Origin of the sequence: Streptomyces kurssanovii (genome assembly GCF_040677245.1) — a bacterium.
Lineage (GTDB): Bacteria > Actinomycetota > Actinomycetes > Streptomycetales > Streptomycetaceae > Streptomyces > Streptomyces kurssanovii.
The window spans coordinates 207,963-218,918 of sequence record NZ_JBFAQK010000005.1 but is presented as its reverse complement, the minus strand read 5'-3'; the positions used below and the strand labels follow the sequence as shown (position 1 = coordinate 218,918).

The 10,956-nt window shown below is 69.6% G+C and carries 9 protein-coding genes; 4 read left to right on the top strand and 5 right to left on the bottom strand.

All coding sequences use genetic code 11. The features are described from left to right. Nucleotides 1-148 precede the first annotated feature (148 nt). The 4 genes from AB0K36_RS06825 to AB0K36_RS06810 all read right to left on the bottom strand — a co-directional run bounded on the left by AB0K36_RS06825 (nucleotide 149) and on the right by AB0K36_RS06810 (nucleotide 2,935). The gene (locus AB0K36_RS06825; protein WP_364589264.1) at nucleotides 149-457 is read right to left on the bottom strand and encodes an SCO5918 family protein; all 309 of its coding nucleotides are present in this window, start codon (nucleotides 455-457) and stop codon (nucleotides 149-151) included. 52 nt (nucleotides 458-509) lie between these two features. Next, complete coding sequence (locus AB0K36_RS06820; RefSeq protein ID WP_364589261.1) at nucleotides 510-815, bottom strand: CBS domain-containing protein; 306 nt, start codon at nucleotides 813-815, stop codon at nucleotides 510-512. 54 nt (nucleotides 816-869) lie between these two features. Next, nucleotides 870-2,378, bottom strand: a complete 1,509-nt coding sequence (locus AB0K36_RS06815) for a DEAD/DEAH box helicase (RefSeq protein WP_364589258.1) — start codon at nucleotides 2,376-2,378, stop codon at nucleotides 870-872. 353 nt (nucleotides 2,379-2,731) lie between these two features. Next, nucleotides 2,732-2,935 (bottom strand): cold-shock protein, encoded by a 204-nt coding sequence (locus AB0K36_RS06810; RefSeq protein WP_005310809.1) that lies wholly within the window; start codon nucleotides 2,933-2,935, stop codon nucleotides 2,732-2,734. A gap of 661 nt (nucleotides 2,936-3,596) precedes the next feature. On the opposite strand from AB0K36_RS06810, the gene AB0K36_RS06805 reads away from it, so the two are divergent. The 4 genes from AB0K36_RS06805 (at nucleotide 3,597) to AB0K36_RS06790 (ending at nucleotide 9,708) form a co-directional block, all read left to right on the top strand. Next, a complete protein-coding gene (locus tag AB0K36_RS06805) occupies nucleotides 3,597-6,971 on the top strand; it encodes a pyruvate carboxylase (protein WP_364589255.1) in 3,375 nt (1,124 codons plus the stop codon). Between the two features lie 306 nt (nucleotides 6,972-7,277). Next, entirely contained in the window at nucleotides 7,278-7,880 is a 603-nt protein-coding gene (locus AB0K36_RS06800; protein ID WP_189475784.1) for a hypothetical protein, read from the top strand. After that, a complete protein-coding gene (locus tag AB0K36_RS06795; RefSeq protein WP_364589252.1) occupies nucleotides 7,877-8,704 on the top strand; it encodes an inositol monophosphatase family protein in 828 nt (275 codons plus the stop codon). Before AB0K36_RS06800 ends, AB0K36_RS06795 begins: the two co-directional genes overlap by 4 nt. Before the next feature lie 32 nt (nucleotides 8,705-8,736). After that, the gene (locus tag AB0K36_RS06790) at nucleotides 8,737-9,708 is read left to right on the top strand and encodes a glycosyltransferase family 2 protein (protein WP_364589249.1); all 972 of its coding nucleotides are present in this window, start codon (nucleotides 8,737-8,739) and stop codon (nucleotides 9,706-9,708) included. Between the two features lie 32 nt (nucleotides 9,709-9,740). Here AB0K36_RS06790 and AB0K36_RS06785 read toward each other — a convergent pair whose 3' ends face one another. Then, entirely contained in the window at nucleotides 9,741-10,727 is a 987-nt protein-coding gene (locus AB0K36_RS06785) for a helix-turn-helix transcriptional regulator (protein WP_364589246.1), read from the bottom strand. Between the last annotated feature and the right edge of the window lie 229 nt (nucleotides 10,728-10,956).

The window sequence follows — 10,956 nt, the reverse complement described above, 5'->3', positions numbered from 1 at the left end:
CGTTCCCATTGCTCACGCGTCAGCGCGTACTCGACGTCCCCCAGCTCGGAGCCCTCGATCTGCTCCGGCCACTCCTCGAAGAAGGTGCGGACGAATCTTCGTTCTTTGCTCTCCGGTGCCCTGTCGGGCCCGGAGGGTTGCCCTTAGGTCAGCCGGACACCGTGCTGCCGAGCGAGGCGTGCGCCTGCTGGAGCGGGGTGAGCACGCTCACGGGCGCTGCCTGGACGTGTGACCGGCAGGTGAAGCCGAGCCCCGTCATCGCCCGGACGACCTCGCCCGCGCTGAAGTCACGGCGGTCCTGCCGGGTGATGACCGCGCCCACCTGCTTGACGGGGTACTGACGGCGGCCGATGACCACGAAGTCACCGGTGATCGGCTCGGGCTTGACGCCCTTCATCGATTCCAGCACGCCACTCTTGGTCAGATCGAAGGGGAAGCGAGCGATGACGCAGCGCATGAGACCTCACAGGGAGAAGTGGGGAGGCGGAAGGGGAGTCCGCAAGGGGTGTTCAACGGGAGAGAGCGGCGACATCGCTCAGTCGCACCGTATCCGTGCGGACGGCGCTGTCGCGTACGGCGACGAGCTGCGCCAGGGTGACGGATCCGGTGCACTGGTCGTCCGCGTCGCAGATGAGCAGATGCCCGGCGCGGGCGCCGGCCATCACGGACAGCGCCACCTCCACGGTCATGTCGCCCCAGACCTTCACGGTCGTGTCGCCACGGACCTGCGGTCCGGCCGCCGCCACGAGGCCGGCCGCCGTCCTGCTGCCGGACGTCGTGCCGACCGGACGGAGCTTCAGCTGAACCGGTGCCAAGAGTGCCTCCTGCGACGATGGGTAAGGACCTTGATCGATGCCGTCCTGGCCGGCTCAGGCCGCCGTGCCGACGGCCGGCTGCCGTCGGGGAGCGCGGCGCGGCGCCTGCGACGAGCGGCTGCGCCGGGCTCGGGAGCCGGCGCTGCGCGCGGGGCGCTCGGTCACCGGTGCGGTGATGACGACCGGCGTGCCGGACGGGGCCTGAGCGCCGGTGATGCGGTTCAACTCGGACCCGCCCGACCTGACCTGAGTGGTCATCGGTCGGACACCGGCGTGCGACAGGAGGCGTGCCATGTCGCGGCGCTGGTTCGGGGTCACCAGGGTGACGACGCTGCCGGACTCGCCGGCCCGGGCGGTACGACCGCCGCGGTGCAGGTAGTCCTTGGGGTCGGTCGGCGGGTCGACGTTGACGACGAGGTCGAGGTTGTCGACGTGGATGCCGCGGGCGGCGACGTTCGTGGCGACGAGGACGGTGACATGCCCGGTCTTGAACTGCGCCAGCGTGCGGTTCCGCTGCGGCTGGGACTTGCCGCCGTGCAGTCCCGCGGCCCGTACGCCGCAGCTGAGCAGGTCCTTCGTCAGCCGGTCCACCGCGTGCTTGGTGTCCAGGAACATGATCACCCTGCCGTCGCGGGCGGCGATCTCCGTCGTGGTGGCCTGCTTGTCGGCGCTGTCGACGTGCAGCACGTGGTGCTCCATCGTCGTGACGGCGCCGGCCGACGGGTCGACGGAGTGCACGACCGGATCGTTCAGGTAACGGCGGACCAGCAGGTCGACGTTGCGGTCGAGGGTGGCGGAGAACAGCATCCGCTGACCGTCCGGGCGGACCTGGTCGAGAAGGGCGGTGACCTGGGGCATGAAGCCCATGTCGGCCATCTGGTCGGCCTCGTCGAGGACGGTGACGGCGACCTGGTCGAGTCGGCAGTCGCCGCGCTGGATCAGGTCCTTCAGCCGTCCGGGCGTCGCCACGACGACCTCGGCGCCGCTGCGCAGCGCACCGGCCTGCCTGCCGATCGACATCCCGCCGACGACCGTGGCCATCCGCAGCTTCAGCGACCGGGCGTAGGGGGTGAGCGCGTCGGTGACCTGCTGGGCCAGCTCGCGGGTCGGGACGAGGACCAGCGCGAGCGGAAGGCGCGGCTCGGCGCGCTTCCCGGCGGTACCGGCCAGCATGGCCAGGCCGAAGGCGAGGGTCTTGCCGGAGCCGGTGCGGCCGCGGCCGAGCACGTCACGGCCGGCGAGGGTGTTGGGGAGCGTCGCGCCCTGGATGGGGAACGGCACGGTGACGCCCTGGGAAGCCAGCGCCGCGAGCAGCTGCTCGGGCATGTCGAGGTCGGCGAACCGCTCGACGGCGGGCAGGGCGGGGGTCACGGTGACGGGGAGGGCGAACTCGCCCTGTGCCGCGGCGGGCCGGCGGCCGTAACCACCGGAGCGGCCACCTCCACCGGACCGGCCGGAACCACCCGAGCGGGTGGGGGCCGGCGAACCGAAACGGCTGCCGCGGCCGGAGCCACCGCCGCTACGGGTGCGGGAATAACGGTCATCGGTACGTGTGCGGTTCATACGGAACCTTCCTCGATGTGGCACGTATCAAGGAATTACCGCAGCAGAAGAGCAGCACGGAGAATCGCGAGAACGAGCCAGGCAGAAAGCGAAAACGAAAGCGAATCGGGCCGCTCGTGAGAAACCCCGGCAGGTCACCGGGCGGGCAGATCGATTCGGACGTCAAGGCCGGAATGAGTCCCTGCCGAATATTCGTCCGGAGGCGGGAGGGACATCCGCCACGCGAGAGAAGTCGCGATCTCCGGAGAGGGGCCGCGGCACGTCGGGCCGCGGTGTCGGGGCAGAGCCCCGCAACTGCAACGAGCCGGGACCCGCACCCCAAGGTGCGGGCCCCGGCTCGATCACGCCAAGCGTCAGGCCGGAACGATGTTCTCGGCGGTCGGGCCCTTCTGGCCCTGCGCGATGTCGAAGTTCACCTTCTGGCCTTCCAGCAGCTCACGGAAGCCCTGGGCGGCGATGTTCGAGTAGTGGGCGAACACGTCAGGGCCGCCACCGTCCTGCTCGATGAAGCCGAAGCCCTTTTCCGCGTTGAACCACTTCACGACGCCAGATGCCATGTCAAATCTCCTTCAGGGGCAGTACCCGGAGTCCACACCGTGCGGTCTCCGTGTCGCCGCAATGATCACCCCGTCCGGAAATGACCGGATACACAAAAGCGCTCACAACGACCTGAGGGGCCGCCGGGGCACTTGGATTTTTCGGGAACCACAACTGCAACTGATAACGACAGTAGCACGGTGAGATCGACCCCGCGCTGCAAGTAATTCTTTTCCGCCTGTTGCACGAGATACCCTCACCGCGCGTTGCGCTGATTTCTCACTCGGCGGTCACAGATATTCGCTCGCCCCGGACTGATCTCTGTGCCGGACGACGGCCGTCCACCTCACCGCGTGAGGGCGCCCGCCCCGGCGGGGGCCCGGATCCTGGCCGTCGCGCCCCGGCGGCGAACGGGCGAACCGCCCCGCCCGGCACCCGGCCGGTCCCGGCCCAGGTCACGTGTCGCAGATCACCGAGGAGCGGCGGTCCCCGCAGTGACGCAGGCCATCGTCTGCGTCCGCGATCTCTGGGAAGGTCTCCGATACGGTGACGAGCGCTTCGGGCCCAAGGCCCCCCGGCACATCGTCGCCGCCCACATGACCACCGGATGCCGGCACCGGCGTCCCGTGCGACATCGCCCGTCCTGAGGCCGCCCGGCCCGCGACACGACTGGGGAGTTTGATGTTCGGCAAGGTATTGGTCGCCAACCGCGGCGAGATCGCGATCCGCGCGTTCCGCGCAGCGTTCGAGCTCGGAATCTCCACAGTGGCGGTGTTCCCCTACGAGGACCGCAACTCCCTACACCGGGCCAAGGCCGACGAGGCGTACCAGATCGGTGAGCCCGGCCACCCCGTGCGGGCCTACCTCTCCGTGGACGAGGTGATCAAGGCGGCCCGGAAGGCCGGGGCCGACGCCATCTACCCGGGCTACGGCTTCCTGTCGGAGAACCCCGATCTCGCCGCCGCGTGCGCCGAGGCCGGTATCGCCTTCGTCGGACCGCCTGCGTCGGTACTGCACCTGACCGGGAACAAGTCCCGGGCGGTCGCGGCCGCACGGGAGGCGGGCGTACCGGTGCTGAAGTCCTCCGAACCGTCCGAGGACGTCGACGCGCTCGTCGCCGCCTCCGAGGACATCGGCTTCCCCGTCTTCGTCAAGGCCGTCGCGGGCGGCGGCGGACGCGGCATGCGCCGGGTCGCCGAGCCCGGGGAACTGCGCGAGGCCATCGACGCGGCCATGCGCGAGGCACGCTCCGCCTTCGGTGACGCGACGGTCTTCCTGGAGCAGGCGGTGGTCAACCCCCGCCACATCGAGGTGCAGATCCTCGCCGACGCCGAGGGCAATGTCGTCCACCTCTACGAGCGGGACTGCTCGGTGCAGCGCCGCCACCAGAAGGTCGTCGAGATCGCGCCCGCGCCGAACCTCGACCCGGAACTGCGGGCGCGGATCTGCGCCGACGCCGTCGCCTTCGCACGCCACATCGGCTATGTGAACGCGGGCACCGTCGAATTCCTCGTCGACGAGCGCGGCAACCATGTCTTCATCGAGATGAACCCGCGCATCCAGGTCGAGCACACCGTCACCGAACAGGTCACCGGACGCGACCTCGTCATCGGACAGCTGCGCATCGCCGCCGGCATGACGCTGCCCGAACTGCGCCTCACACAGGACGACATCGTCCTCAACGGCTCCGCCCTGCAGTGCCGCATCACCACCGAGGACCCGGCCAACGGCTTCCGGCCGGACACGGGCACCATCTCCGCCTACCGCTCCCCCGGCGGGCCCGGTGTCCGGCTCGACGGCGGCACCGTCCACACCGGCGCCGAGGTCTCCGCCCACTTCGACTCGATGCTCGTCAAGCTCACCTGCCACGGGCACGACTTCGCCAACGCGGCCCGCCGCGCGCGCCGTGCCATCGCCGAGTTCCGCATCCGCGGCGTGGCCACCAACCTGCCCTTCCTGGGCGCCGTGCTGGACCACCCCGCGTTCCGGGCCGGCCGCATCACCACCAGCTTCATCGACGAACACCCGGAGCTGATGCGGGCGCGTCCGTCGGCCGACCGCGGCAGCCGCATGCTCAGCTACCTCGCCGAGATCACCGTCAACCAGCCGTACGGTCCGCGCCCCGACGTCATCGACCCGGCGGACAAGCTGCCCGCCGTGCCGCTCGGAGAGCCGCCCGCCGGGTCGCGCCAGCGCCTCGCCGCCCTAGGGCCGGAGGCGTTCGCCGCCGAACTGCGTGCCCAGTCGGCCGTCGCCGTCACCGACACGACGTTCCGCGACGCCCACCAGTCGCTGCTGGCGACGCGGGTCCGGACCCGCGACCTGCTGGCCGTCGCACCGCACGTCGCCCGCAGCGCACCGCAGCTGCTGAGTCTCGAATGCTGGGGAGGCGCCACCTACGACGTGGCGCTGCGTTTCCTCGCAGAGGACCCGTGGGAGCGGCTGGCCAAGATCCGGGAGGCCGTGCCCAACATCTGCACCCAGATGCTGCTGCGCGGACGCAACACCGTCGGCTACACGCCCTATCCCACCGAGGTCACCGAGGCGTTCGTCGCCGAGGCCGCGAAGACCGGGATGGACATCTTCCGGATCTTCGACGCCCTCAACGACGTGTCCCAGATGCGCCCGGCCATCGACGCCGTACGTGCCACCGGCACCTCGGTCGCCGAGGTCGCCCTCTGCTACACCGCCGACCTCTCCGACCCCCGCGAGAGCCTCTACACGCTGGACTACTACCTGCGTCTCGCCGAGCAGATCGTGGACGCGGGCGCCCATGTCCTCGCCATCAAGGACATGGCCGGGCTGCTGCGCCCGCCCGCTGCCCGCACCCTCGTCACCGCGCTGCGCGAACGGTTCGACCTGCCCGTGCACCTGCACACCCACGACACGGCGGGCGGGCAGCTCGGCACCCTGATCGCCGCCATCGACGCGGGAGTCGACGCCGTCGACGCCGCGGTCGCCTCCATGGCCGGCACCACCAGCCAGCCTCCGCTGTCCGCGCTGGTCGCCGCCACCGACCATACGGAGCGTGCGACCGGCCTGTCCCTCCAGGCCGTCGGCGACCTGGAGCCCTACTGGGAGGCGACCCGCAAGGTGTACGCCCCCTTCGAGTCCGGTCTCGCCTCGCCCACCGGCCGGATCTACCACCACGAGATCCCCGGCGGGCAGCTGTCCAACCTGCGTCAGCAGGCCATCGCCCTCGGACTGGGCGACCGCTTCGAACTCATCGAGGACTGCTACGCCGCGGCCGACCGCATGCTCGGCCGGCTGGTGAAGGTGACGCCGTCGTCGAAGGTGGTCGGCGACCTGGCGCTGCACCTGGTGGGCGCCGGGGTCTCGGCGTCGGACTTCGAGTCCGACCCGGGCAAGTTCGACGTACCGGACTCGGTGATCGGCTTCCTGCGCGGTGAGCTGGGCGACCCGCCCGGCGGCTGGCCGGAGCCGTTCCGCACCCGCGCGCTCCAGGGCCGCCCGGCGAAGGCCGAGACGCCGCAGCTGTCGGACGAGGACCGCGAGGGCCTGGCGCGGTCGCCGCGCGCGACCTTGAACCGGCTGCTCTTCCCCGGCCCCACCAAGGAGTTCAACGCCCACCGCGAGGCGTACGGCGACACCTCCGTCCTGCCGACTCGGGACTTCCTGTACGGACTGGAGACGGAGACCGAGCACACCGTCACACTCGAGCCGGGCGTCACGCTGCTCATCGAACTGGAGGCCGTCTCCGACGCCGACGAGCGCGGCTACCGCAGCGTACTGGCCACGCTCAACGGGCAGTTGCGGCCGGTGTCGGTACGCGACAAGTCCGTCGCCACCGAGGTCAAGGCGGCGGAGAAGGCCGACCGCGGCAACGAGGGCCACGTCGCGGCACCGTTCGCCGGAGTGGTCACGCTCCAGGTGGAGGAGGGCGCGTCGGTGTCGGCCGGCCAGACCGTCGCCACCATCGAGGCGATGAAGATGGAGGCGTCGATCACCGCCCAGGCCTCGGGCACGGTGCGCCGTCTCGCGATCGGCAGGATCCAGCAGGTCGAGGCGGGCGATCTGCTCATCGAGATCGGCTGACCGACCCGTCCGGGACAGAACGGAAGGGCCGGGCCCGGTGCTTCGGCGCCGGGCCCGGCCCTTCTCCCGTCCCTCGTGAGGGACAGGGCGGCCGGAACTCGCAGGACGGGTTCACGGCGGACGTCAAGACATCGCAAAGTGTCGGACATACACCCATGATCGATTTTTGCGCGCAGATACCCTACGCCTGTCTTTCTGCGAGATTCACGCGACATGTCTCACCGAGTTCCCTGTGCACAAATCTTCCGATCGGTGGCACCGCGCCCTTCGTGAAGCACACAGATTGGGGCCAGCCCTGTGCCGGACATGAATTCCGCGATGACCGTGGGCGGCCTGGTCGTAGGGCTGGCCGGCGTGCTCCTCACCATCTTCTACGCACGAAAAGCGGAGCGCTTGAACAGCATCCGCAAGCGCCTGGACTGGTCCGACCTGCAGGCCGCGGCCTCCGATCTCTCACAGAAGATCAGGGCGGACTTCACACCGACAGCGGTCGTGACGCCGGGCCTGACGGGAGCCACCTTCGCGAACCTCCTCGTCACGGACCTCCCGAACCAGCCACCCGTCTATGTCGGCATACGGACCTGGAAGGAAGCGGCCCACTCCGCCGGGTACACCTCCGATTCCTTCCGGATCGAGACCAAGAAGTGGATCGTCGAGATCCCCGCATCCGTGTCGGCCCTCATAGAGAGTCAGGGCGACATACTCATCGTCGACGACTTCGCCATGTCCGGTGATTTCCTGGAGATGCTGAGGACAGAACTGGTCGCAGCGGGGTTCCAGAAGGAACAGATCCACTCGTGCTCGCTCGCGGTGACCAAGGTGGCCATCAAGAATCACAAGGCCCCTGACTACTACTGGTGGATCGCCGACGACGACGACTTTTACTTCCCCTGGGGGAAAGCACGATGACCCGGAGCGAAGATTTCTTCGCCATCTGCGAAGAGGTGGTCAGGACCGTGGAGAGCGAGGCCTCGCGTGTCCCTGACTACAGCACCTGCCACAGGAATCCACGGCAGGTTCAGACGAAGACGTCCATCGGCGACGTGATCACCCAGCTCGACCGGACCATAGAGACCAGCCTCATCGAACGCCTGACGGACATCCTTCCCGGTTCCCAGGTGATCGGCGAAGAGTCGGGCAAGCACGGCGAAGGGCTGCTGAACTGGGTCATCGACCCCATCGACGGATCGACGAACGTCCTGCACGGCATGCCGCACGCGGCCGTTTCCGTCGCCCTGTGCGAAGGGGCGATCCCCAGGGTCGGCGTGGTGCACAACCCCTTCACCGGAGAGAGCTACTACGCGGTGGCCGGTGCGGGCGCGTTCTCGCGCACCCGGCAGGGGGACGCCTCGCACAAACCCGTCGAGGTGTCACCGAACACACAACTGGAGCAGTCCCTGCTCGGGTTCGGGCTCCCCTACGACCGGAGCAAAGCACCCAGGATCTTCTCCGTCGCGGAACGCGCCTTCGCCCGGTGCCAGGACCTGAGGCGACGCGGCAGCGCCGCGCTGGACCTGGTCTCCGTCGCCACCGGGGAGCTCGACGGCTACTTCGAGTTGGATCTGCGCGTGTGGGACGTCGCCGCCGCCGGTCTCATCCTCCAGGAAGCGGGCGGCGCCCTCAGCTCCTGGGACGGCGCGGCCCTCCAATGGGATTCTCCGGAGAGAAAACTGGACGTTCTCGCGACCAACGGCGCGATCCACAACGCCATGCGGGGTTTCCTGCGGGAGTGACGGGGGCCGAAGTCACACTGCGAAGCGGGGGAATGATTGTGTCAGCGCGCATCAGCATCGTGGTCCCGACCTCTTTCCGCACGGACAAGGTGCGGAAGTCCGTCCGGTCGGTGCTCGCCCAGTCCATGCCCGACCTGGAACTGATCGTGGTGAACAACGGGCAGCCGCCGGCTGTCGCGTCGTCCATCCTGGGCGACATCACCGATGCTCGTCTACGCGTCGTCACCCTCCACCGGAACTCCTTCTTCTGTGCTCCCGTGAACCACGGCGTGTCGGTTTCCTCCGCGCCCTATGTGGCCACGCTGAACGACGACGCCTGGCTGGCCGGCGATTGGGCCGAGAACGTCCTTTCCACGTTCGAGAGAAACCCTGACGCAGGGTCCGTCGCCTCGCTGATCATCCAGGCGAACGACCCGACGCTGATCGACTCGGCAGGCAGCCACGTCGACCTCTGGGGGCGTGCGTCCAATCTCCTGTGGGGCGCACCACTGGCGTCCACCCCCGGCAGCCCGTCACCGGTCTTCTCCGTGTCGAGTTGCTGTGCGGCCTATCGCCGCGCGTCATGGGACGCGGCCGGCGGACTGGACGAGGACTTCACCGCGTACCTGGAGGACGTCGACCTGGGCTTCCGGATGCAGCTGATGGGTATGACCTGCCTTTTCGAGCCGGGCTGCCGCGCGTACCACTACGGCTCGGGCACGCCTACGCCGTCGGCCTACAAGGCGTTCCTCATAGAGCGCAACCACGTGTGGAACGTGGTCAAGAACTTCCCGAGCGCCTTACTGAGGCGGCGTGCACTGCCGATCATGAAGGCCCACTCCCGTCCTGTGGTCCTGCAGAACGGGAGTTCACTGGGTTCGTTCCTGTCCGGCAAAGCGGCAGCGGCCGTGCTGTCCCGGAGAATGCTGCGGAAACGGGAGACCGTCCAGCGGTCCCGGCGCATTTCCGTGTCGGCTCTGGAGGCCCTTCTGATGCCGACCGCGCCTCCGGTCTGCAAGCTCTGATCGCCGGGAAGCGGGACGGGAGCGCCGCGCGGTCAGCGCCCGTGGGCGACCCCGTAGGCGCGGGCGAGTGCGCCCACCGTGGTGGCCATCGCCTCGCGGAGTCCGGCCGGCGCGACGACCTCGACGTCCGTGCCGAGACGTAGCAGCTCGCCGCACGCGTGCTCGGTGCTCTCGGTCGGTACGACCGCCTCGATCCATCCCTCGTCGTCCGCGGCGGTCGCGGTGGAGTCGACCGCCTGCACCACCTCCGGCGGGACGTTGTCGGGCAGGCGCCGGCGTCCCCGCGGGGACAGACGGATGGTTGCCGTGCCGGTGTAGCGGCGGGCCTCGAAGTCGGCGAGGTAGGCGGCCCAGTACGTGGCCAGGTCGAAGCCCTCGGGCCGGTCGAACCGCTCGTCGCTCAGCGCCGCGTCGAGGACCTGGGTGACCCGATAGGTCGCGATCCGACTCCGCCCGGCGGCCACGAGGTACCAGACGCCGGACTTGAGGACCAGGCCGTAGGGGCGCAGGCGGCGATCCACCTCCTGCGGCGCGCGCCATCGCCGGTAGCGCACGTCCACCGCACGCCGGGTGAGCACCGCGTCGACGAACAGGGGCAGATGCGGCGTCCGTTCGGGCTCCCGGTACCAGCCGGGAGCGTCGAGGTGGAACACCGCCGCGGTCCGCGACGCCTCCTCCCGCAGTCCCGCCGGAAGCGCGGCCAGCAGCTTCAGCCGGACTGTCGTCATCTCCGCCGCGAGCCCCAGGTCGGCGGCCGGGCCGGGCAGTCCGGCGAAGAACAGCGCGCGTGCCTCGCCCTCGCTCATCCCGGTGAGACGGGTGCGATAGCCGTCCAGCAGTTGGTATCCGCCCCCGGGGCCGGGCTCCGCGTAGACCGGGACCCCGGCGGCCTGGAGCCGGGCCAGGTCGCGGTAGGCGGTCCGTACGGACACTCCCAGGTCGCCGGCGATCGCGCGCGCGGACATGCGCCCACGGGATTGCAGCAACAGCAGTACCGACAGCAGTCGTCCGGCAGACATGGAGGCATTCTCCTCGGAAACACTGACAGCCCCTGGCACACGGCATGCCTACCGTCGGTCCTGCCCGGCTCCGACCGGAGGACGGGCCGCGACTCCGTACCCGGAGATCGAAGCGAACAGGAGTTCCGCCGTGCTTGCCACCGATCCCATCGACCCCGCCGACCCCGCCGAATCCGCCGAATCCGCCGCTCCGACGGGTCCCGCCGGCGCCGTCGGTCCCACCGAATCC

What these genes read in the sequence shown, in the direction of transcription:
- AB0K36_RS06825 (WP_364589264.1), bottom strand. Translation starts at nt 457, where the DNA reads ATGCGCTGCGTCATCGCTCGCTTCCCCTTCGATCTGACCAAGAGTGGC.
- AB0K36_RS06815 (WP_364589258.1), bottom strand. Translation starts at nt 2,378, where the DNA reads ATGAACCGCACACGTACCGATGACCGTTATTCCCGCACCCGTAGCGGC.
- AB0K36_RS06810 (WP_005310809.1), bottom strand. Translation starts at nt 2,935, where the DNA reads ATGGCATCTGGCGTCGTGAAGTGGTTCAACGCGGAAAAGGGCTTCGGC.
- AB0K36_RS06805 (WP_364589255.1), top strand. Translation starts at nt 3,597, where the DNA reads ATGTTCGGCAAGGTATTGGTCGCCAACCGCGGCGAGATCGCGATCCGC.
- AB0K36_RS06800 (WP_189475784.1), top strand. Translation starts at nt 7,278, where the DNA reads ATGAATTCCGCGATGACCGTGGGCGGCCTGGTCGTAGGGCTGGCCGGC.
- AB0K36_RS06795 (WP_364589252.1), top strand. Translation starts at nt 7,877, where the DNA reads ATGACCCGGAGCGAAGATTTCTTCGCCATCTGCGAAGAGGTGGTCAGG.
- AB0K36_RS06790 (WP_364589249.1), top strand. Translation starts at nt 8,737, where the DNA reads ATGATTGTGTCAGCGCGCATCAGCATCGTGGTCCCGACCTCTTTCCGC.
- AB0K36_RS06785 (WP_364589246.1), bottom strand. Translation starts at nt 10,727, where the DNA reads ATGTCTGCCGGACGACTGCTGTCGGTACTGCTGTTGCTGCAATCCCGT.